At 69.6% G+C, this 20,525-nt stretch carries 19 protein-coding genes; 13 read left to right on the top strand and 6 right to left on the bottom strand.

Translation table 11 applies throughout. The features are described 5' to 3' along the window. The first annotated feature begins 9 nt into the window (after nt 1–9). From HZU84_RS17815 to rfaD, 7 genes are all read left to right on the top strand, one after another. Complete coding sequence (locus HZU84_RS17815) at nt 10–1,209, top strand: glycosyltransferase (RefSeq protein WP_149504464.1); 1,200 nt, start codon at nt 10–12, stop codon at nt 1,207–1,209. Beyond that, nucleotides 1,206–2,375: a glycosyltransferase family 4 protein gene (locus tag HZU84_RS17810; protein WP_149504463.1), complete on the top strand. Its 1,170-nt coding sequence runs from the start codon at nt 1,206–1,208 to the stop codon at nt 2,373–2,375. The genes HZU84_RS17815 and HZU84_RS17810 overlap by 4 nt, the downstream gene beginning before the upstream one ends. Nucleotides 2,376–2,378: 3 nt before the next feature. Beyond that, nucleotides 2,379–3,488, top strand: coding sequence for a glycosyltransferase (locus HZU84_RS17805; protein ID WP_149504462.1), 1,110 nt, complete (start codon nt 2,379–2,381; stop codon nt 3,486–3,488). After that, complete coding sequence (locus HZU84_RS17800; RefSeq protein WP_149504461.1) at nt 3,485–4,252, top strand: glycosyltransferase family 2 protein; 768 nt, start codon at nt 3,485–3,487, stop codon at nt 4,250–4,252. Before HZU84_RS17805 ends, HZU84_RS17800 begins: the two co-directional genes overlap by 4 nt. Before the next feature lie 229 nt (nt 4,253–4,481). Continuing rightward, nucleotides 4,482–5,603, top strand: coding sequence for an MraY family glycosyltransferase (locus tag HZU84_RS17795; protein ID WP_149504460.1), 1,122 nt, complete (start codon nt 4,482–4,484; stop codon nt 5,601–5,603). 80 nt (nt 5,604–5,683) lie between these two features. Beyond that, nucleotides 5,684–6,640 carry a D-glycero-beta-D-manno-heptose-7-phosphate kinase gene (gene rfaE1, locus HZU84_RS17790; protein ID WP_219340994.1) on the top strand — a complete coding sequence of 319 codons (957 nt, stop codon included), beginning with the start codon at nt 5,684–5,686 and terminating at the stop codon, nt 6,638–6,640. After that, nucleotides 6,637–7,656 (top strand): ADP-glyceromanno-heptose 6-epimerase, encoded by a 1,020-nt coding sequence (gene rfaD, locus HZU84_RS17785; protein ID WP_149504458.1) that lies wholly within the window; start codon nt 6,637–6,639, stop codon nt 7,654–7,656. The genes rfaE1 and rfaD overlap by 4 nt, the downstream gene beginning before the upstream one ends. Here rfaD and xdhC read toward each other — a convergent pair. From xdhC to xdhA, 3 genes are read right to left on the bottom strand one after another with little or no spacing between them, the layout of a single operon-like run. Next, entirely contained in the window at nt 7,620–8,438 is an 819-nt protein-coding gene (gene xdhC, locus HZU84_RS17780) for a xanthine dehydrogenase accessory protein XdhC (protein ID WP_149504457.1), read from the bottom strand. The genes rfaD and xdhC overlap by 37 nt on opposite strands. Further along, nucleotides 8,435–10,759 carry a xanthine dehydrogenase molybdopterin binding subunit gene (gene xdhB / locus HZU84_RS17775; RefSeq protein ID WP_149504456.1) on the bottom strand — a complete coding sequence of 775 codons (2,325 nt, stop codon included), beginning with the start codon at nt 10,757–10,759 and terminating at the stop codon, nt 8,435–8,437. Before xdhB ends, xdhC begins: the two co-directional genes overlap by 4 nt. Then, nucleotides 10,756–12,210 carry a xanthine dehydrogenase small subunit gene (gene xdhA, locus HZU84_RS17770; protein ID WP_149504455.1) on the bottom strand — a complete coding sequence of 485 codons (1,455 nt, stop codon included), beginning with the start codon at nt 12,208–12,210 and terminating at the stop codon, nt 10,756–10,758. The genes xdhB and xdhA overlap by 4 nt, the downstream gene beginning before the upstream one ends. Before the next feature lie 71 nt (nt 12,211–12,281). Here xdhA and HZU84_RS17765 point away from each other — a divergent pair, with 71 nt between their 5' ends. From HZU84_RS17765 to HZU84_RS17745, 5 genes are all read left to right on the top strand, one after another. Next, entirely contained in the window at nt 12,282–13,289 is a 1,008-nt protein-coding gene (locus HZU84_RS17765) for a LysR family transcriptional regulator (protein WP_149504454.1), read from the top strand. Beyond that, entirely contained in the window at nt 13,286–14,623 is a 1,338-nt protein-coding gene (gene guaD / locus HZU84_RS17760; RefSeq protein WP_149504453.1) for a guanine deaminase, read from the top strand. Before HZU84_RS17765 ends, guaD begins: the two co-directional genes overlap by 4 nt. 69 nt (nt 14,624–14,692) lie before the next feature. After that, nucleotides 14,693–16,252: an ABC transporter ATP-binding protein gene (locus HZU84_RS17755; RefSeq protein ID WP_149504452.1), complete on the top strand. Its 1,560-nt coding sequence runs from the start codon at nt 14,693–14,695 to the stop codon at nt 16,250–16,252. Continuing rightward, nucleotides 16,239–17,312 carry an ABC transporter permease gene (locus tag HZU84_RS17750; RefSeq protein WP_149504451.1) on the top strand — a complete coding sequence of 358 codons (1,074 nt, stop codon included), beginning with the start codon at nt 16,239–16,241 and terminating at the stop codon, nt 17,310–17,312. Before HZU84_RS17755 ends, HZU84_RS17750 begins: the two co-directional genes overlap by 14 nt. After that, a complete protein-coding gene (locus tag HZU84_RS17745) occupies nt 17,309–18,229 on the top strand; it encodes an ABC transporter permease (RefSeq protein WP_149504450.1) in 921 nt (306 codons plus the stop codon). Before HZU84_RS17750 ends, HZU84_RS17745 begins: the two co-directional genes overlap by 4 nt. Before the next feature lie 43 nt (nt 18,230–18,272). On the opposite strand, the gene HZU84_RS17740 is transcribed toward HZU84_RS17745, so the two are convergent. From HZU84_RS17740 to HZU84_RS17730, 3 genes are read right to left on the bottom strand one after another with little or no spacing between them, the layout of a single operon-like run. Continuing rightward, nucleotides 18,273–18,677: a hypothetical protein gene (locus HZU84_RS17740; RefSeq protein ID WP_149504449.1), complete on the bottom strand. Its 405-nt coding sequence runs from the start codon at nt 18,675–18,677 to the stop codon at nt 18,273–18,275. Nucleotides 18,678–18,693: 16 nt separating this feature from the next. Beyond that, entirely contained in the window at nt 18,694–19,626 is a 933-nt protein-coding gene (locus HZU84_RS17735; protein WP_149504448.1) for a hypothetical protein, read from the bottom strand. 47 nt (nt 19,627–19,673) lie between these two features. Then, complete coding sequence (locus HZU84_RS17730) at nt 19,674–19,949, bottom strand: YkgJ family cysteine cluster protein (RefSeq protein ID WP_149504447.1); 276 nt, start codon at nt 19,947–19,949, stop codon at nt 19,674–19,676. A gap of 77 nt (nt 19,950–20,026) precedes the next feature. Here HZU84_RS17730 and HZU84_RS17725 point away from each other — a divergent pair. After that, nucleotides 20,027–20,525 (top strand): ISAs1 family transposase (locus HZU84_RS17725; protein ID WP_180693042.1); only part of this gene is annotated, 499 nt, incomplete at its 3' end.

The following is a 20,525-nucleotide window of genomic DNA, read 5'->3' as shown; positions in this document are numbered from 1 at the left end:
AGCGAGCGAATGAGCAGCCCTTCGTCTCGACAGCACCGTCCGGTGGTGCTGGTGGTGTGCAATGCACTCGATGATGTCACCCGGATGGAGCGACGGATCACCACCGACAGTCCGGCGGCTTCGCGCAAAGTCTTCCTGATGGCCCAGGCCCTGCGGCTGGCTGGCGTTCGCCCGGTTGTGCTGAGTCTGGGTCGTGGTCGGGCCGATGGCTCGGGGGATGCCTTTGCGGCGAAGGCGTGCCGCGTGGGCGGCGTGCCGACGATCTACGCGCCTTTCTCCCACCGGAGGGGACATTCCGAACTGCTGTCCCTGTTCGGTCTGTTGGGGCCTCTGCGACGGCTGGCCCGGCATTCGAGGCGGGCCGTGATCTTCTACAACCGCATTCCGGCCTATCTGCCGCTGCTGCGCGCGGCCTCCCGCCTGGGCTATCGCAGTTTTCTCGACCTGGAGGACGGCGAAGTCATCGCAGGTCGATCTCTGAAGGCCCACCTGGGGCGGATCGTTCCGACCCAGTTCGATCGCCATTGCCGCGATGGTGCGCTGCTGGCGTGCAGCGCGCTCGAGGCGATGACCACCGTGCGGCCGGTGCACTGCTATTACGGCACAGCGGTCGGTGATGTGGATGTGCCCCGCTGGCAGACCGACCAGATCACCTGTCTGATGTCGGGCACGCTGGCACCAGACACGGGGGCTCCGCTGCTGATTGAGACGATCCGGCGCCTGCGGGCACGCCGGCCGGACTGGGCTGCCGGACTGTGCTTTGAGGTTACTGGCAAAGGCGAGAGCCTGGCCGCGTTCGAGCAGCTGGCTGCCGAGCCCGGGCTGCCTCGGGTGCGTGTGCATGGGCGCACCTCTGACGCCCGTTATCTCGAGATCCTGCGCGGCTGCGAGATCGGCCTGGCCCTCAAGCCGGTCGGCGGCGCGCTGGCCGACACCACCTTCCCGTCGAAGGTCATCGAGTTCGCAGGCTCCGGGCTGCTGGTGCTGTCGACCGACATCAGCGACGTGCGCCGCCTGCTCGGCGACGGGGCGTGCTATCTCGAGCGCAACGATCCCGAGCTGCTGATCGAACGGCTGGCCGCGATCGCGACGGACCGGGAGTCTGCTGCACGCTGCGCTCGCCGGGGCCGTCAGGTGGCCGAGCACCACTGCGCACCATCACGTGCAGGCGAAGACCTGCGCCAATTTCTCTTCGGGGAGAGGGCATGAGCGCGGGGATTCGGAGGATCATCGCCTGGCAGCCGGTGCTGACCGATCACCAGGCCTTCACCTATCAGGAGCTGTCGCGCCAGAGCGGACTGCCTGTCCAGGTCCAGGTGGCCCGCCTCGAGGACGAGACCCGTCGGGCGCAAGGCTGGACCGACACCCGGGTGACGGGCGTCGAGCGTCAGCTCATCCCGGCACGAGGTTTCCTGCGGCATGGCATGCGGCTTCTGCTGGAGAACCGCGATCAGGTCCATGTGTTCGGCAGCGCCTTCGAGAACCCGCGGATGATGCTGCTGCTGTGGGCGGCCACCCGGCTGCGGCTCGAGTGCTACATCATTTCCGAGCCGTATTCGCCGGTCTCCTTCGGTTATTTCGGTGACCGGCTGGCCTGGCGGGAGCGGCTGAAGACCTGGCTGCGTCCTCGGCTTTATCGCGGCTACATGCTGGCGCTGCGGGGCGGGCTGAAGGGCATCTTCACCATCTCGCGTCTGGCGGCACAGCAATATGCCGCGGCAGGCATGCCCGCTGATCGGCTGTTTCCGTTCGGCTATTTCGTGCCCGCGGAACCTGTCGAACAACCGCAGGCCGCGGTCTCGGTGGCATCGGGTCAGCGTCTGCATCTGGTCTTCGTCGGCAGCCTGATCGCGCGCAAGGGGCTGTCGACCTTGATCGGTGCCGTGCGCCGTGCGATCGCCAGCGGTGCCGACCTGCAGCTCGATGTCTATGGTCCGGGTGATCCGGCCGGGTTCGACTTCGATGGTGAACGCGTCCGCTACGCTGGCCGCATTCCTTTCGGGGGCACGCAGCAGCGTCTGCCAGGACATGATCTTCTGGTGCTGCCCAGCCACTATGACGGCTGGGGTGTCGTCGTCAACGAGGCGCTGTGCGCTGGCGTGCCGGTGCTGTGCAGCGATCAGGTCGGTGCGCGCGTGCTGGTGGAGACCTTCGGCGCCGGGCAGGTCTTTGCCCGTGGCGACGAGCAGGCCCTGGCGGATCTGCTCGTGACGCTGGCGAACCGGCCTGAGCGACTGCAGGCGATGAAGTCGGCCTGCGCCGCCGCCGCCGAGGCCATCCAGCCCGCACGGGCGGCCGCTTACATGCTGGAGGTGCTGTCGGCCGAGCCGGCTGCACGCGCCGCCATTCCTTCCCCCTGGTACCGGACTGCCTGATCGATGACCGTCGCCATCTCCCGCCGTCCTCCTGTTCGGCTTCACCTCACCAATGTGGCCGGAGCTGGAGCCTCCCAGCTGCTGCAGTCGCTGCTGCCGGCGCTGGAGCGCGATCCGGGCGTCGTGGTCGAGCGCATCGAGCTGCCTGACCGCGGCAAGCTGGCCGACTATCGCAGCAGCAGCCCGACCACGGTGGCGGAGGTCTACCGCCGGCGTCTGCCCAATGCGCTGTCCCGGATGCTCGAGTGCACCTGGCTGGCCGGTCGCTTCGACGGCGAGTCGCCTCTGCTGGTGCTTGGCGATCTGCCGCTGCGCTGCCGCGGACCGCAGACCGTGTTCGTGCAGACGCCCAACCTGCTCAAGCCGGCACGGGCGCGCTTCGGCGCCGATGGCATCAAGTACTGGATCTCGCGCACGCTGTTCCGGCTGGGCATGGACCGGGTACGCGCCTTCATCGTGCAGACCGACGTGATGCGCGACGCGCTCGAGCGCAGCTATCCCGGGGTGGCCGGGCGGGTTCATGTGATCGCCCAGCCGGTGCCGACCTGGCTGCTGCACAGCGGACTGAAGCGCCACGCCCGGGTGCGTGCGCCCGGACAGGCGCTGGACCTGATCTATCCGGCCGCCGGCTATCCCCACAAGAACCATGCGCTGCTGTCGCGTCTCGAGGCCGGCGCCGGGTGGCCGGTCGAGCAGCTGGTCCTGACCCTGGACGCCGCCGCGCATCCCGCACCTGGGCTGTCCTGGGTGCAGTGCCGTGGTTTCCTTTCGCCTCAGGCGATGATCGCCGCCTATTCGCAGGTCGATGCGCTGCTCTTCCTGTCCAAGGACGAGAGCTACGGCTTCCCGCTGGTGGAGGCGATGTTCGTCGGCCTGCCGATCGTCTGTCCTGACCTGCCGTATGCCCGCACGCTGTGCGGCGATCACGCCTTCTATTTCGATCCCGATCAGCCTGAATCGCTGCGCCAGGCGCTCCTGGCCCTGCAGTCTCGGCTGGAGCAGGGCTGGTGGCCGGACTGGCGTGACCGCCTGGCCGGCATGCCGCCCGACTGGGAAACCGTGGCCCGCCGCATGCTGGCGGTGACCTGTGCCGAGGAAGCGGCAAAGCCATGAAGATCACGCTCATCACCGTCTCCTACAACAGCGCCGCGACCATCGGCGACACGCTGCGCTCGGTGGCCGAGCAGACCCATCCGGACATCGAGCACATCGTCATCGACGGGGGGTCGAAGGACGGCACGCTCGACATCGTGCGCGAGCAGGGTCAGCGGGTCAGCCTGTGCGTGTCCGAGCCCGACCGGGGCATCTACGACGGCATGAACAAGGGTCTGAGGCGAGCCAGCGGCGAGTTCGTGGGCTTCCTGAACGCCGACGATGTGCTGGCCGATCCCGAGGCGATCGCGCGCATGGCGAGCCTGCTTGAGCGCAGCCCGCAGGCAGACGCGCTCTATGCCGATCTGGTCTATGTGAAGGCCGACGATCTGCGGGCTGTCGTGCGGCACTGGCACAGCGGCGTGTTCGCTCGAGCCTCGCTGCGGCGTGGCTGGATGCCGCCGCATCCGACCTTCTATCTGCGTCGCTCGCGGCTGGCCGACATCGGCGAATTCGACATTCGCCTGCGCATTGCGGCGGACTACGATTTCATGCTGCGCTGCCTGTCTCGCCCGGATTTTTCCGTGGTCTACCTGCCCGGCGTCCTGGTCAGGATGCGCACCGGCGGCGCCAGCAATCGCTCGCTGCAGGCACTGGTTCGCAAGAGTCGTGAGGATCTGGGCGCGATGCGGCGCAGCGGGGTGGGCGGCATCGGAACGCTGATCTGCAAGAATTTGCGCAAGATTCCGCAGTTCGTGCGCGCATCCGGCCAGAAGGCCGGCTGAATCCGCCCCTGGCTTGCGTGCCGGCTGTATCTGCTGCGCAACAAGTGACGCGTGACATTTTCCGGTTCTGCAATCGGTACGAACATGTCTTTACACCTCGCGCTTGCATCGCCATGAGCGCACCGGCATCTTCGGACCGTGATCTATTGCGCATGAGCGCGCCCCTGCGCCCCAGGGAGACAAGCGGGGCGGGGCGCCAAGAGCATCTCCCAGCAGAAGGATCGACTGCATGCTGTTTTTGATTGTTTCATTTCTGGCCGCCTTCGTCGTGACGCTGCTGGTGGTGCGCTCGTCGGCGCATCACGCGCATCTGTCCGGCGACACCGACAAGGACCAGCCGCAGAAATTCCACGCGCGCGTCGTGCCGCGGGTCGGCGGCATCGGCATCCTGGTGGGTGTGCTGTGCGGCACGCTGCTGGCGATCGGGCGGGGGGTCGACGAGTGGCCGCTGCTGGCGGTGCTGGTCGGCTGCAGCCTGGTGGCCTTCGGCGCCGGCCTGATCGAGGACTTCACCAAGCGCGTGACCCCGAAGCAGCGTCTGCTCGCCACCATCGCGGCGGCGGCGCTGGCGGTCTGGCTGGCCGACGCGATCATCTCGCGCACCGGCATTCCCGGCGTCGACAGCCTGATGCTGATCGCCGGCTTCCCGATGGCGCTGACGCTGCTGGCGGTGGCCGGCGTGGCCAACTCGGTCAACATCATCGACGGCTTCAACGGGCTGGCCTCGATGTGCGTGGCGATCATGTTCGCGGCGCTGGCCTATGTCGCCTTCCAGGTCGGCGACCAGGTGATCATGGTGGCCGCGCTGATCGGGCTGGGTGCGGTGATGGGTTTCTTCGTCTGGAACTATCCGCTGGGCCTGATCTTCCTGGGCGATGGCGGCGCCTATTTCCTGGGCTTCTGGGTGGCCGAGCTCGGCATCCTGCTGGTGCACCGCAATCCGGAGGTCTCGCCGGTCTTTCCGCTGCTGCTGTGCGCCTATCCGATCTTCGAGACGCTGTTCACCATGTACCGCCGTCGCGTGGTGCGCGGCCGCCCGGTCGGTCTGCCCGATGCCACGCATCTGCACAGCCTGATCTACCGCCGGCTGATGCGCTGGGCCATCGGCAAGCGCGATGCGGCCAACATGCTGCGCCGCAACTCGATGACCTCGCCCTATCTGTGGGCGCTGTGCTCGCTGTCGGTCGCGCCGGCGGTGCTGTGGTGGGACGAGGGCCGGGTGCTGTCGATCTGGCTGCTGATGTTCTGCGGCCTCTATCTGGTGCTCTACCGCGCGATCGTGCATTTCCGCACGCCGCGCTTCCTGGTGCGCAAGGCCGATCACTGGGCTGCGCCGGCGGCCGAACACTGAGCCGCGCCGCGCCGGCGCCGCCCGGCGTGCGGTTACGATCGGAGCCTTTCTGAATCGTGCCCGCCGCCGGGTCTGCTCCCTTGAATCCCTCTCTCTCCGATCTCCAGTCCGCCCGCGTCCTCGTCGTCGGCGACGCGATGCTCGACCGCTACTGGTTCGGCGCCGTCGAGCGCATCTCGCCGGAGGCGCCGGTGCCGGTGGTGCGCGTCTCGCGCGAGGAGGAGCGCCTGGGTGGCGCAGCCAACGTCGCGCTCAACGTCAAGACGCTGGGCGCGCAGTGCACGCTGCTGACGGTGGTGGGCGACGACGAGCCGGCGCGCTCGCTGCGCCGCCTTCTCGAGGCCCAGGGCATCACCACGGTGCTGGGCAGCGACCCGAAGCTCTACACCATCGTCAAGCTGCGGGTCATCGGCCGCTCGCAGCAGCTCATCCGCGTCGACTTCGAGAACCAGCCCGAGCACGAGGTGCTGCAGCAGATGCTGGCCGACTACGAGCGGGTGCTGCCGGACCACGACGCGGTGCTGTTCTCCGACTACGGCAAGGGCGGCCTGACCCACATCCCGCGCATGATCGAGCTGGCGCGCGCCGCCGGCAAGCCGGTGCTGGTCGACCCCAAGGGCAGCGACTACAGCCGCTATGCCGGCGCCACCACGCTCACGCCCAACCGCGCCGAGCTGGCCCAGGTGGTCGGCCCGTGGCGCGACGAGGCCGACCTGCATCGCCGCGCGCACGCGCTGCGCGAGGAGCTGGGCCTGGACGGGCTGGTGCTGACCCGCTCGGAAGAGGGCATGTCCTTGTTCGAGAAGACGGCCGACGGCCAGCCGACGCATTTCCAGGTGCCGGCCCAGGCGCGCGAGGTCTTCGACGTGACCGGCGCGGGCGACACCGTCATCGCGACGCTGGCGGCGCTGCTGGCCTGCGGCATGAGCCTGCGCGACGCGGTGCCGCTGGCCAACCGCGCCGGCAGCATCGTCGTGGGCAAGTTCGGCACCGCCAGCTGCAGCTTCGAGGAACTCTTCGGAAAGGAAACGGCATGAGAGTCGTCGTCACCGGCGCGGCCGGCATGATCGGCAGCAACCTGGTCCACGGCCTGAACCGCCTGGGCGCCAAGGAGGTCATCGCGGTCGATGACCTGACCGACGGGCCCAAGTACCGCAACCTGCTCGGCAGCACGCTGGCGGACTACTTCGACAAGGACGAGTTCTATACCCGCTTCGCCGCCGGCGAGCTGGGCCGCATCGACGCGATCCTGCACGAGGGCGCCTGCTCCGACACGATGGAGCATGACGGCCGGTTCATGCTGGAGAACAACTACCGCTGCTCGAAGACGCTGCTCGATGCCTGTCTCGCGCAGGGCACGCGGCTGCTGTACGCCAGCTCGGCCGCCACCTACGGCGCCAGCGAGACCTTCCGCGAGGAGCCGGCCTTCGAGGCGCCGCTGAACGTCTACGGCTACTCCAAGCTGCTGTTCGACCAGGTGGTGCGCCGCTACCTGCCGGGCTTGCGCTCGCAGGGCGGCACGCAGGACGGCCAGGTCGTGGGCTTCCGCTACTTCAACGTCTATGGCCCGCGCGAGCAGCACAAGGGCCGCATGGCCAGCGTCGCCTTCCACCACTTCAACCAGTTCCGCCAGCACGGCCAGGTCAAGCTCTTCGGCGAGTACAACGGCTACGCGCCGGGCACGCAGTCGCGCGACTTCGTGTTCGTCGACGATGTGGTGGCGGTCAACCTGTGGTTCCTGCAGAACCCGGACAAGAGCGGCATCTTCAACCTCGGCTCCGGCCGGGCGCAGCCCTTCAACGACGTGGCGCATGCGACCGTCAACGCCTGCCGCGCGCTCGACGGCCTGCCGGCGCTGACGCTGGACGAGCAGATCGCCCAGGGCCTGGTGAGCTATATCGATTTCCCCGACGCCCTGCGCGGCAAGTACCAGTGCCTGACCCAGGCCGACCTGACCCGCCTGCGCGCCACCGGCTGCGACCACGCCTTCAGCGACGTGGCCGGCGGCGTGGCCAGCTATGTGCGCTGGCTGGCCGGACAGCCCAGCAGCTGAGCCACCACGCTCACCGCCAGCACCGCCGGCTCCTTGCCGGCGATGCCGGGCAGGCCGATCGGGCAGGTGAGGCGGCCGAGCTGCGCCGCGCTCAGCCCCCGCGCCTCGAAGCGCGACAGGAAGCGTGCCCGCTTGGTCGCGCTGCCGATCAGGCCGCAGAAGGCGGCGTCACCGCGGCGCAGGATGGCCTCGGTGATCGCCTCGTCGAGGTCGTGGCGGTGCGTCATGACCAGGAAGACGGTGCCGGGGGCGGCCTGCGCGACCTCCATCTCGGGCGCGTCGCTGACGATGGGCGTGATGTGCGGCTGCTCGAGCGGATCGTGCAGCGGGAATTCGTCAGGCCGCGCATCGACCCAGTCGACGCGGCAGTCGATGTCGGTCAGCAGCTTCACGATCGCGCGGCCGACATGGCCGGCGCCGTGCAGCTGCAGAGGGAAGCGCGGCGGCGGCAGCGTCCAGCCATCAAGCGCCTCCCGCGTCAGGTTCGAGAGCCGCAGCTTCACCCGCCCGCCGCAGCACTGGCCGAGTGCCGGACCGAGCGGCAGGTCGAGCGTCTGCGGCGGCGCATCGGGGTGGGCCAGCCTCTGCCGCGCCGCCTCGATCGCCTTCCATTCCAGATGGCCGCCGCCGATGGTGCCGAGCACCTCGGCCGGCGTGACCAGCATGCGCGTGCCGGTCTCGCGCGGCGCCGAGCCCTGGTGCGCGGCGATCAGCACCTCGACGACCGGCGTGCCCCCGTCGAGCCGGGCGCGGGCCGCGGCCTGCAGGCGCAGCGCGATCATCCGCGCTGCACGGCCGCGAGGGCGTCGAGGATGGCCTCCCCGGTCGCCGGCGCCCGCAGCGGCGGATCGACGCGGTGCCCGCCCGCCGCCGACACCGCATCCCGGATCGCCAGGAAGACGCTGAAGGGCAGCAGCAGCGGCGGCTCGCCGACCGCCTTGCTGCGGTGGATGCTGTCGGCCGGGTTGCGGTGGCCGAACAGCCGCACGTCGAGCGCGCCGGGCTCCAGCGGAATGTCGTTGGCGGTCGGGATCTTGTAGGTGCTCGGCGCGTGCGTCAGCAGCAGGCCTGCGGCGCGCGAGCCGTCCATCGGCTGCCAGCGCAGCTCCTCGGTGGTCAGCCAGCCCATGCCCTGCACGAAGGCGCCCTCGACCTGGCCGATGTCCAGCGCCGGGTTCAGCGAGGCGCCGACATCGTGCAGCACGTCGGCGCGCAGCAGCCGCCACTCGCCGGTCAGCGTGTCGACGATGACCTCGCTGAGCGCCGCGCCGTAGGCGAAATAGAAGAAGGGCTTGCCCTGCAGCCGCTCGCGGTCCCAGTGCAGGCCGGGCGTGGCGTAGAAGCCGTCGCTCCAGAGCTGGATGCGCGCGGCATAGGCCTGCGCGACCAGCTCGGTGAAGGCCAGCGCCTGCGTGCCCGCCGTCACCTGGCCGCCGGCGAACTGCACCGCCTCGGGCGCCACCTGCCAGCGCGCAGCGACGAAGGCCGCCAGGCGGTCGCGGATCTGGCGCGCCGCGTCCTGCGCCGCCTTGCCGTTCAGGTCGGTGCCGGTGGAGGCGGCGGTGGCAGAGGTGTTGGCCACCTTGTGCGTGTCGGTGGCGCTGACCCGCACCCGCTCCAGGGGCAGGCCCAGCTCGTGCGCGACCACCTGCGCGACCTTGGTGTTCAGGCCCTGGCCCATCTCGGTGCCGCCGTGGTTCACCAGCACCGAGCCGTCGGTGTAGACATGCACCAGCGCGCCGGCCTGGTTGAAATGCGCGACGTTGAAGCTGATGCCGAACTTCACCGGCGTCAGCGCCAGGCCCTTCTTCAGCACCGGGCTGGTGGCGTTGAAGGCGGCGATCTCGGCGCGGCGCGCGTCGTGGCGGCCGCGCGCGGCCAGCTCGTCGACCAGCGGCGCGAGGATGTTGTCCTCGACCGTCTGGCCGTAGGGCGTGATGTTGCGGTCCTCGGTGCCGTAGAAGTTGGCGCGGCGCACCGCCAGCGCGTCGAGCCCGAGCCGGCGCGCCACCTCGTCCAGGATCACCTCCACCGCCAGCGCGCCCTGCGGCCCGCCGAAGCCGCGGAAGGCGGTGTTGCTCTGGGTGTTGGTGCGGGCGCAGTAGCCGCGCAGGTCGACCGCGGGCAGCCAGTAGGCATTGTCGAAGTGGCAGAGCGCGCGGGTCATCACCGGCGCCGAGAGGTCGGCCGAGGCGCCTGCGTTGGACACCATCTCGACCTCGGCACCCAGCAGCCGCCCGGCCTCGTCATGGCCGACGGTGTAGCGGAACTCGAAGCCGTGGCGCCGGCCGGTGATCAGGAAGTCGTCGTCGCGGTCCGGGCGCAGCTTGACCGGGCACTGCAGCCGGTGTGCGGCCAGCGCCGCGCAGGCCGCGAACAGCGCCGACTGCGACTCCTTGCCGCCGAAGCCGCCGCCCATGCGCCGGCACTGCACCTGCACCTGATGCGCCGCCAGCCCCAGCGCATGCGCGACGACATGCTGCATCTCGGTCGGATGCTGGGTCGAGCTGTGCACCAGCAGGCCGTCGTTCTCCTGCGGCAGCGCGTAGGCGATCTGGCCCTCCAGGTAGAACTGCTCCTGGCCGCCGAGGCTGAAGCGGCCCTCCAGCCGGTGCGGCGCGGCGGCGATGGCCGCGGCCGCGTCGCCGCGCTGCAGGTGCATCGGCGGCACGACGTACTGCTGCAGCCGGTGCGCCTCCAGCGGGTCGAGCACCGCCTGCAGCGGCTCGATCGTGGCGACCTGCGCCGCCAGGGCTGCCGCGCGCCGCGCCTCGCCGCGGGTGCGGGCGACGACCAGGAACATCGGCTGGCCGCGCCAGTTCACCGTGCCCTCGGCCAGGATCGGGTCGTCGTGCACGATCGGGCCGCAGTCGTTGACGCCGGGAATGTCGGCGGCCGACAGCACCGCGACCACGCCGGGCATCGCGCGCACGCGGTCCAGGTCGAGCGCGACCAGCCGCCCGTGCGCCACCGGCGACAGGCCGAGCGCGCCGTGCAGCGTGCCGGCCACCTCGGGCAGGTCGTCGATGTAGGGTGCGCGGCCGGTGACGTGGAGCTGCGCGGATTCATGCGGGCGCGAGGTGCCGATGACGGTCGTGCTCATGCGCGGAACTCCCGGACCTGGGTGGCGCTGGCCGGCAGTGGATCGTCGGGCCGGGTCTCCAGCCAGAGCCGGCGCAGCAGGTTGGCGCTGACCGCCAGCCGGTAGCTGGCGCTGGCGCGCAGGTCGCTCAAGGGGAGGAAGTCCTGTGCCAGCGCGACCTGCGCCGCCTGCAGCGTGGCCTCGTCCCAGCGCCGGCCGCGCAGCGCTGCTTCGGTCTGCGCGGCGCGCTTCGTGATCGCCGCCATGCCGCCGAAGACCAGCCGCGCGGCGGCGATCCGGCCGTCGGCGTCCAGCCGCAGCGCCGCGGCCATCAGCACGGTGGAGATGTCGCTGTCGAAGCGCTTGCTGATCTTCCAGGCGCGCAGCTGCGTGCCCTCAGGGGACGGCGGCACGACCAGCCGCTCGACGAATTCGCCCGGCGCGAGCGCGTTCTTCATGTAGTCGAGGTAGAAATCCTCGAGCGCCAGCGTGCGGGTGTCGGGCCCGCGGCGCAGCACGATGCGCGCGTCCAGCGCGATCAGCACCGGCGCGCCATCGCCGATCGGCGAGCCGTTGGCGATGTTGCCGCCCAGCGTGCCGGCATGGCGCACCGGCGGCGAGGCAAAGCGCCGCCAGACTTCGGTGAGCGCCGGCCAGCGCGCCGCCAGCGCCGCCCAGGCGTCCTCCAGCGACGCGGCGGCGCCGATGTGCAGCGTGCCGTCGGCGTCGGTCGCGATGCGGCGCAGCGCGGGCACGCGGGTGATCCACAGCGGCTCGCCGATGTCGCGGAACTGCTTGTTGACCCACAGCGCCACATCGGTGGCGCCGGCGACGATGCGCGCCTCGGGCCGGGCCAGGCGCTGCGCGGCGAAGTCCTCCAGCGTCATCTCGGACGTGTCGGCCGCCAGCGCATCGAGCTGCGCGCGCAGCGCGGCGCGGTCGATCGGCGCGTCGGGCAGCTCGAACATGCGCTCGGCCGCGTCGACGATCGGACGGTAGCCGGTGCAGCGGCACAGGTTGCCGGCCAGCGCGTCGGCGATGGCCGGGCGCTCGGGGCGGGTGCCGGCGGCCGCATGCGCCTCGCGCAGCGCGGTCATCGTCATGACGAAGCCGGGCGTGCAGAAGCCGCACTGCGAGCCGTGGCACTCGACCAGCGCCTGCTGCACCGGATGCGGCTGCGGCAGGTCTTCCACGGTGATGACGGCGCGGCCGTCGAGCGTGGGCAGGAAGCTCAGGCAGGCGTTGACATGGCGGATCGCCACGCCGCCGGGCGCGGTGTCGTCGCGCTCGGCCACCAGCACGGTGCAGGCGCCGCAGTCGCCCTCGTTGCAGCCTTCCTTGGTGCCGGTGCAGCGCGGGCGGGCGTCCTCGCGCAGCCAGTCGAGCAGCGTGCGGGTGGGCGGCACGCCTTCAAGCGCGATGGCGTGGCCGCGGTGGACGAAGCGGATCGGTCGGGGCGAGATCTCGGGCATGGGCCGGAACATACCCCAGCAGACGCGGCATGACATGCGTCAAACGTGATGATCTGCATGAGAATGAACGTATGACACAGCGAGCCGTTTTCGACACCATCGAGCTTCATCTCGTCAGGGTCTTTCACACCGTGATTTCCGAACGCAGCGTCTCGCGTGCCGCGATGCGCCTGTCCTCCACGCAGCCGCAGGTCAGCGCGCAGCTTCGCCGGCTGCGTGCGCTGATCGGCGACCCGCTGCTGGTGCGCGCCGGCGCCGGCATGGTGCCCACCGAGATCGCGCTGCAGCTGATGGCGCCGGCCGAGACGCTGCTGCGCAGCGCCGAGCAGCTCTTCGGCGGCAAGGCCGGTGCCCGCGCCTTCACGCCCGGCGCGGCCGAGATCGAGTTCCGCATCGCCGCCAGCGACTACCTCGATCCGCTGTTCCTGCCGATGCTGGTGGCGCGGCTGCGCCAGCAGGCGCCGCGCGCGCGGCTGACCATTCACGCGCTGTCGGCCGAGTTCGACTACCGCGCCCGGCTGGCGCGCGGCGAGGTCGATCTGGTGATCGGCAACTGGCTGGAGCCGCCGGCCGAGCTGCACATCGGCCGGCTGTTCTCCGACGAGATCGTCTGCCTGGTCGGCGCCGGCCATCTGGCGGCGCGTCGGCCGCGCGAGTGGACGCTGGAGCGCTATCTCGCCGCCGACCATGTCGCGCCGACCGCGCTGCACACCGGCGGCCACGGCGTGATCGACGAGCATCTGACGCGCCAGGGCCTGCACCGGCGCATCGTCGTGCGCAGTCCGCATTTCGCGCTGGTGCCGACGATGCTGGCGCACAGCGACGCGCTGGTGCTGACCACCGGCCGGCTGTTCTGCCAGCGCCATCTGGGCACGCTGCCGCTGCGCATCGTGCGCTGCCCGGTCGACTTTCCCTCGCTGACCTACTACCAGCTCTGGCATGAGGTCACGCACGGCGCGGCCTCGCTGCGCTGGCTGCGCGAGACGGTGCGCGATGTCGCGCGCCGACTGCCGGCGCCGGGCCTGTCCGCGGCCGCCGATCCCGTTCCTGTTCCTGTTGCCGCCTCTCCGTCCGCATGACTGCTGTTCCCGACCGCCTGGCGCTGCGCGCCGACCTGCTCGACTTCGACGCCGATCCCGGCTGGGCCGCGCCCGACCCGGCCACCGGCCTCGTGCCGGGCGTGCGCTGGCGGCCCGACCACTGGCTGCTGGTCGAGGCCGGGCGCATCACCGGCGTCCAGCCAGCCGCGGCCTTCACGCCGGACGCCGCGGTCTGGTCGGTCGAGGACCAGCGCGGCCGGCTGCTGATGCCCGGCTTCATCGACACCCATGTGCACAGCCCGCAGCTCGACGTCATCGCCAGCTACGGCACCGAGCTGCTCGACTGGCTGGAGACCTACACCTTTCCGGCCGAGATGCGCCATGCCGATCCGGCGGTGGCCGCCGCCGGGGCCGAGCTGTTCCTCGACGCGCTGCTGGCGCACGGCAGCACCAGCGCGGTGGTGTTCCCGACGGTGCATGTCAGTTCGACCGAGGCGCTGCTGGCCGGCGCGCACCGCCGCGGCATGCGCCTGGTCACCGGCAAGGTGCTGATGGACCGCCACGCGCCCGAGGGCCTGCGCGACGACGTGCCGGGCGCCGAGCGCGACAGCCGCGACCTGATCCGCCGCTGGCACGGCACCGGCCGGCTGGCCTACGCGATGACGGTGCGCTTTGCGCCGACCAGCACGCCCGAGCAGCTGGCGATGGCCGGCCGGCTGATGGCCGAGGTGCCCGGCCTCTACATGCAGACGCATGTGGCCGAGAACCGCGCCGAGGTCGCCTGGGTGGCCGAGCTGTTCCCCGAGGCGCGCAGCTACCTCGATGTCTATCACCGCGCCGGGCTGCTGAACGAGCGCGCGGTGCTGGCGCACGGCATCTGGCTCGACGACGCCGACCGCGCGCTGCTGGCCGACACCGGCGCGCAGATCGCGCACAGCCCGAGCTCCAACCTCTTTCTCGGCAGCGGCCTGATCGGCTGGCCGGAGCTGGAGGCCGCGGGCGCGCGCGTCTCGCTGGCCAGCGACGTGGGCGGCGGCACCAGCCTGTCGATGCTGCGCACGCTGGCCGATGCCTACAAGGTGCAGGCGCTGCGCGGCGTGCGCCTGACCGCCTGGAAGGCACTGCACGGCGCCACGCTCGGCGCGGCCGAGGCGCTGGGCCTGAGCAACGAGATCGGCCGTCTCGAGCCCGGTCGCCTGGCCGATCTGGCGTTGTGGGACTGGGCGGCCGGCCCGGTGGCCACGCACCGCGATGCGCGGGCGCGACAGTTGCATGAGCGGGTCTTCGCCTGGATGACACTCGGTGACGAGCGGAACCTGGCGGCGACCTGGGTCGCCGGTTGCGCGCTTTTCCGGCGCGCTCCGACCCGCTGACGACAGTTTTTGTGACAATGCGCACCGTTTTTGTGCCGCACGCCTGACCCGACCCGGAGTCCTCCCCCGATGACCGCCCCACCTCGCCTGGAACTCCTGGGCATCACGAAGCAGTACCCCGCGGTGCGCGCCAACGACGGCGTGGCGCTGACGGTCGCGCCCGGGCAGATCCATGCCGTGCTGGGCGAGAACGGCGCCGGCAAGTCGACGATGATGAAGATCATCTACGGCGCGGTGAAGCCCGACGCCGGCGAGATCCGCTGGAACGGCCAGTCGGTGCAGATCGCCAGTCCGGCGCATGCGCGCCAGCTCGGCATCAGCATGGTCTACCAGCACTTCTCGCTGTTCGACACGCTGACCGCGGCCGAGAACGTTTGGCTGGGCCTGGACAGGTCGATGTCGCTGGCGCAGGTGAGCGAGCGCATCCGCGCGGTCTCGGGCGAGTACGGGCTGGAGGTCGATCCGCTGCGGCCGGTGCATTCCTTGAGCGTCGGCGAGCGCCAGCGCGTCGAGATCGTGCGTGCGCTGCTGACCGATCCGAAGCTGCTGATCCTCGACGAGCCGACCTCGGTGCTGACGCCGCAGGCGGTCGAGAAGCTCTTCGTCACGCTGCGCCGGCTGGCCGGCACCGGCTGCTCGATCCTCTACATCAGCCACAAGCTCGACGAGATCCGGGCGCTGTGCCATCACTGCACCGTGCTGCGCGGCGGGCGGGTCACCGGCGAGGTCGATCCGACGCAGGAGACCAACGCCTCGCTGTCGAAGCTGATGATCGGCGCCGAGCCGCCGGCGCTGCGCAGCCGGCCGGCCACGCCCGGCGAGGTGGTGCTGGCGGTCGACGGGCTGGACCTGCCGCAGGCCGATCCCTTCGGCACCACGCTGTCGCGGCTGGCGCTGCAGGTGAGGGCCGGCGAGATCGTCGGCATCGCGGGCGTGTCGGGCAACGGCCAGCAGGAGCTGATGGCCGCGCTCTCCGGCGAGGACCGGCGCGCGCCGGCCGGCTCGGTGCGGCTCTCGGGCCAGGACATCGCGCGCGCCACGCCGGCGCAGCGCCGCCGCCTGGGGCTGCACTTCGTGCCCGAGGAGCGCCTGGGCCGCGGCGCGGTGCCGACGCTGTCGCTGGCGCACAACCTGCTGCTGACCCGCACCGAGAACGTCGGCCCGGGCGGCTGGCTGAAGATGGGCGCGATCCGTGCGCAGGCGGCCGAGCTGATCGGGCGCTACAACGTCAAGGCCGGCGGCCCGGACGCGGCGGCGAAGTCGCTCTCGGGCGGCAACCTGCAGAAATACATCGTCGGCCGCGAGATCGACGCGCGCCCCAAGCTGCTGATCGTCAGCCAGCCGACCTGGGGCGTGGACGTCGGCGCGGCGGCGCAGATCCGCCAGGCGATGCTGGCGCTGCGCGACGCCGGCTGCGCGCTGCTGGTGGTCAGCGAGGAGCTGGACGAGCTGTTCGAGATCAGCGACCGGCTGGTGGTGATCGCGCAGGGGCGGCTCTCGCCCTCGATCGCCACCCGCGACGCCACCATCGAGCGGATCGGCGCCTGGATGTCCGGCCTGTGGCAGGACGGCGCCGACGAAACGAAGAACACCCGGAACACCAAGGAGGGCAGCGATGCTCAGGCTTGAGGCACGGCCGCAGCCGTCGAAGGCGATGTCGCTGGCGTCGCCGCTGATCGCGCTGGTGCTGACGACGATCATCGGCATCGCGCTGTTCGCGCTCCTGGGCAAGGATCCGGTCAAGGGTCTGCAGGTCTTCTTCGTCGAGCCGCTGAAGAACGCGCGCGCGCTGTCCGAGCTGAGCGTCAAGGCGGTGCCGCTGGTGCTGATCGCGCTGGGGCTGGCGGTGTGCTTCCGCTCCAACCTGTGGAACATCGGCGCGGAGGGCCAGTTCATCGTCGGTGCGCTGGCCGGGGGCTGGGTGGCGCTGCAGGCGCAGCCCGACTCCTCGCGCGCAATCGTGGTGCTGATCCTGGCCGCGGGCGTGCTCGGCGGCATGGTCTGGGCGGGCATCACCGCGCTGCTGCGCGACCGGTTCAACGCCAGCGAGATCCTGGTCAGCCTGATGCTGGTCTATGTCGCCGAGATGCTGCTGAGCTATCTGGTCTACGGCCCCTGGAAGGATCCGAAGGGCTTCAACTTCCCGCAGACCATCACCTTTCTCGAGCCGACGAAGATTCCGCGCCTGGTCGACGGCCTGCGCGCCAACATCGGCGTGCTGATCGCGCTGGTGGCGGTGGGCGGCTTCACCGCCTTCCTGTTCCGCACCTACCGGGGCTTTGCGCTGCAGGTCGGCGGCCTGGCGCCGGCCGCGGCGCTGTACGCGGGCTTCTCGTCGCGCGGCGCGCTGTGGACGGCGCTCCTGGTGTCGGGCGGCATGGCCGGCCTGGCCGGCGCGCTGGAGGCCGCCGGGCCGCTGGGCCAGCTCACGCCCTATGTGCCGGTGGGCTACGGCTTCGCGGCGATCATCGTCGCCTTCGTCGGCCGGCTGCATCCGGTGGGCATCGTCTTCTCGGCGCTGCTGATGAGCATGTTCTACATCGGCGGGGAGCTGGCGCAGTCGCGCCTGGGCCTGCCGAAATCGCTGACCGGCGTGTTCCAGGGGCTGCTGCTGTTCACGCTGCTGGCCTGCGACACGCTGATCGCCTATCGCGTGCGCTGGGGCGCCGCAGGAAAGGGTGCCCGATGAACGAGTTCGCGCTGCTGCTGGCGGCCACGCTGAGTGCTGGCACCGTGCTGGCGATCGCCGGCCTGGGCCTGCTGATCAACGAGCGCGCCGGCGTGCTCAACCTCGGTGCCGAAGGCATGATGCTGGTGGCGGCGATCGCCGGCTTCGCCACCTCGGTTCACACCGGCAACGACTGGATCGCCTTTGCCGCCGGCGCCGGCGCGGGCGCGCTGATGGCTGCGGCCTTCGGCGTGCTGGTGATCTGGCTGAACACCAACCAGTACGCCACCGGCCTGGCGCTGAGCCTGTTCGGCGCGGGCTTCTCGGCCTTCGTCGGCATCCGCTACACGCAGGAAAAGCTCGCCGAGCGGCCGAAGTTCGAGATTCCCGGCCTGGCCGACATTCCCTTCGTCGGCCCGGCCTTCTTCAAGCACCACCCGATGGTCTATCTGACGATCGCGCTGATGCTGGCGCTGGCCTGGTTCCTGTACCGCTCGCGCGCCGGGCTGGTGCTGCGTGCGGTGGGCGAGTCGCCGGAATCGGCGCATGCGCTGGGCTATCCCGTGCGGCGCATCCGGCTGCTGGCGGTGATGGCGGGCGGTGCGCTGTGCGGCGTGGCCGGCGCCTACCTGTCGGTGATCTACACCCCGCTGTGGGTCGAGGGCATGACCGCCGGCAAGGGCTGGATCGCGCTGGCGCTGACCACCTTCGCCACTTGGCGGCCGGCGCGCGTGCTGATGGGCGCCTACCTGTTCGGCGGCGTGACGATGCTGCAGTTCCACCTGCAGGGCGAGGGCGTGCAATTGCCCAGCCAGCTGCTGACCGCGCTGCCCTATCTGGCCACGATCGTGGTGCTGGTGCTGATCTCGCGCAACCCGGCGTGGATCCGCGCCAACATGCCGGCGTCGATCGGCAAGCCTTTCTTCCCTGGCAGTTGACCGCCCGGCGCTGAATCAGCCGCCGGGTGGGGGTCAACTCAGATTAGATCTCGATCGACTGCACGTTCGGATCGTGCATCGCCAGCATGATCTCTTTGGCTTGCGCCAGTGGAGACTGGTTGGCGATGTTCAGGATAGCTGTCATCGAGTGGTTGATGAGCTGGTCATCCCCTTTCTCGATGCCTTTGTCGAGGGTGTCGAAAAAACCCTGGATCATGCCGGCACGCTCCTTGAACGTCTCCTTGAGATACAGCTCCAGAAGATCCTTCTTGGCTTGGATGTCCGCAAGCCTGGTATCGCGCCACGCATCAATCGACGTACGTTTGGTGGCCTCGACTTCCACCGTCTTCTTGTAGTCCGACCAGGCGTGAATGATCTCGCTAATGGCGGATCCGGATGTCGCAAGTGGCAGTTTGTTTGCCAGCGGGATGAGCTTGGTGATGGCCATGGGTTCTGCGGGTTTTTCAGGCGATGGACAGCAGGCCAGAGCACTTGGCCTTGATGTTCTCGATGGCTACGCCTTCCTTGTTGAGGATGGCCACTTCCAGAGCTTTCTTGAGCGACGTGCCGACAGCCAGCATGCGCTGGAATGCCGTCGGGTCGCTGTCGTCGTGTACCTTGACCTGTTCGAAACGCTTGACAAGTTCGATGATAACGGTCGAAATTTCTTGGGCGTTGGTCACGATTCCACCCATGGCGGTCTCGGCTGCCTGCATCTTGGCCACGGCTACCGCCACCTCGGCTTTGTACTCATTTGCTTGCGTCAATGCCTCTTCAGCTTTGCTGGCCATCATGAAACCGCCGATGGCCAAGGCTGGGCCTAGCACGATCCCACCCAGGGCTAGCGTGCCGCCGGCAATTCCGAAGCCGCCTGCACTCAGCGCGCCGCCGCCCAGCCATGCCAGCGTGGCATTGGTCGCAGCAGCGCCCGACAGGCCCGAGATGGCTGCACCTGTGGAGGCGGTTGCCAGCGTGCCCACAGCACCGTAAGCCCCCATGGCAGCCAGCGCACCACCCGCGGCGCCGGACGCAATTCCTTTTTCCAGTTCCAGTGAACTGAGGATCATCTTCTCGTAGCTATGGAGCTTCTCGATGCTGAATTCTTCCTGAAAGCCCTTCAGCGTGCTGCTGGCAGTCTTGGTGCGCTTGATGGCTTCGATCAGATGCCGGATCTGCTGCGTGAAAACCGAAACCTTCAACTTGCCCAAGTTTTCTAGGCTGTCTTGGGTGTTGTTGCGGGCGGCCTCCAGAGCGGCTGCTGCGCGTTGGTGCTGGCGTTCAGCTTTTTCGCCGATTTCCTTGGCTTCATCCATCATGTTGGACGCTTGCACGCCCTTCACGACGCCCGTGGCGGCCAGGGCGGCTGCAGCGCCCCAAAGCAGAAGAGGGATGGGCATGTTGAATTTCCTTTGTTGGTTTGAGGTGAGTAAAACGTGCGATGCACTCAGATGGCCTGTATCAACCGATAGCGTTCGGACAAGCCGGCGGCCTGCTGTGCCTGGTTGCACAGGCTGGCGTTGATGCGGTGGAATTCCTCTGGCGACAGCATCGGGAAATGCTGTCGATGCACGGTCTCTGTTCTGCACAGATCGGGCCGGTCGGCATAGATTGAGCAGAGACGCCCGACTGTGTCGAAGTGTCTGCAGGTGCCATCGCCCCGGTCTAGTGCCCGGTATGCCGGGTTCTTGTCCAGATGGGTGCAGCACCAGGGCGATTGCATGAAGAACCTGGTCGGTTCCGTGTTATGAACGCGCCCCGCTGACCCGACCGCCGCAGCTCGAAGCGGCGCCCGCCCCGATGACCACTGCGCCGCTGCCCACCCACTTCATCGAGGCGCTGGCCGAACTGGACGATCCGCGCTCGCGGTCGTGTCCGTTTCCGCTGGACGAGCTGATGTTCGCGGCGCTGTGCGGCGTCAGCAGTGGCGCCGACAGCTGGGTCTCGGTCACCAACTGGGCCGAGCTGCAGATCGACTGGCTGCGCCAGCATCTGCCGTACGCCAACGGCATCGCCTCGCACGACACCTTCGGGCGCGTCTTCAGCCTGCTCGACCCGCATCAGTTCGAGCGCTTCTTCGTGCGCTGGATGCAGCACCTGTGCCCCGCGCTGACGGGCGAGCTGATCGCCATCGACGGCAAGAGCCTGCGCGGCTCGCATGACGGGGGCACGCGCATGACGCATCTGGTCTCGGCCTGGCACCACGCGCGCGGTCTCGTGCTGGGTCAGGTCAAGACGGCAGCCAAGAGCAACGAGATCACGGCGATCCCGGAGCTGGTGGCTGCCCTGCAGATCCAGG

It is taken from the genome of Sphaerotilus sulfidivorans (assembly GCF_013426975.1).
GTDB classification, from domain to species: domain Bacteria; phylum Pseudomonadota; class Gammaproteobacteria; order Burkholderiales; family Burkholderiaceae_C; genus Sphaerotilus; species Sphaerotilus sulfidivorans.
Note: the sequence above shows the minus strand (reverse complement) of the source record. Positions and strands in the feature narration are given on the sequence as shown.

What these genes read in the sequence shown, in the direction of transcription:
- HZU84_RS17815 (WP_149504464.1), top strand. Translation starts at nt 10, where the DNA reads ATGAGCAGCCCTTCGTCTCGACAGCACCGTCCGGTGGTGCTGGTGGTG.
- HZU84_RS17810 (WP_149504463.1), top strand. Translation starts at nt 1,206, where the DNA reads ATGAGCGCGGGGATTCGGAGGATCATCGCCTGGCAGCCGGTGCTGACC.
- HZU84_RS17805 (WP_149504462.1), top strand. Translation starts at nt 2,379, where the DNA reads ATGACCGTCGCCATCTCCCGCCGTCCTCCTGTTCGGCTTCACCTCACC.
- HZU84_RS17800 (WP_149504461.1), top strand. Translation starts at nt 3,485, where the DNA reads ATGAAGATCACGCTCATCACCGTCTCCTACAACAGCGCCGCGACCATC.
- HZU84_RS17795 (WP_149504460.1), top strand. Translation starts at nt 4,482, where the DNA reads ATGCTGTTTTTGATTGTTTCATTTCTGGCCGCCTTCGTCGTGACGCTG.
- rfaD (WP_149504458.1), top strand. Translation starts at nt 6,637, where the DNA reads ATGAGAGTCGTCGTCACCGGCGCGGCCGGCATGATCGGCAGCAACCTG.
- xdhC (WP_149504457.1), bottom strand. Translation starts at nt 8,438, where the DNA reads ATGATCGCGCTGCGCCTGCAGGCCGCGGCCCGCGCCCGGCTCGACGGG.
- xdhB (WP_149504456.1), bottom strand. Translation starts at nt 10,759, where the DNA reads ATGAGCACGACCGTCATCGGCACCTCGCGCCCGCATGAATCCGCGCAG.
- xdhA (WP_149504455.1), bottom strand. Translation starts at nt 12,210, where the DNA reads ATGCCCGAGATCTCGCCCCGACCGATCCGCTTCGTCCACCGCGGCCAC.
- HZU84_RS17765 (WP_149504454.1), top strand. Translation starts at nt 12,282, where the DNA reads ATGACACAGCGAGCCGTTTTCGACACCATCGAGCTTCATCTCGTCAGG.
- guaD (WP_149504453.1), top strand. Translation starts at nt 13,286, where the DNA reads ATGACTGCTGTTCCCGACCGCCTGGCGCTGCGCGCCGACCTGCTCGAC.
- HZU84_RS17755 (WP_149504452.1), top strand. Translation starts at nt 14,693, where the DNA reads ATGACCGCCCCACCTCGCCTGGAACTCCTGGGCATCACGAAGCAGTAC.
- HZU84_RS17750 (WP_149504451.1), top strand. Translation starts at nt 16,239, where the DNA reads ATGCTCAGGCTTGAGGCACGGCCGCAGCCGTCGAAGGCGATGTCGCTG.
- HZU84_RS17745 (WP_149504450.1), top strand. Translation starts at nt 17,309, where the DNA reads ATGAACGAGTTCGCGCTGCTGCTGGCGGCCACGCTGAGTGCTGGCACC.
- HZU84_RS17740 (WP_149504449.1), bottom strand. Translation starts at nt 18,677, where the DNA reads ATGGCCATCACCAAGCTCATCCCGCTGGCAAACAAACTGCCACTTGCG.
- HZU84_RS17735 (WP_149504448.1), bottom strand. Translation starts at nt 19,626, where the DNA reads ATGCCCATCCCTCTTCTGCTTTGGGGCGCTGCAGCCGCCCTGGCCGCC.
- HZU84_RS17730 (WP_149504447.1), bottom strand. Translation starts at nt 19,949, where the DNA reads ATGCAATCGCCCTGGTGCTGCACCCATCTGGACAAGAACCCGGCATAC.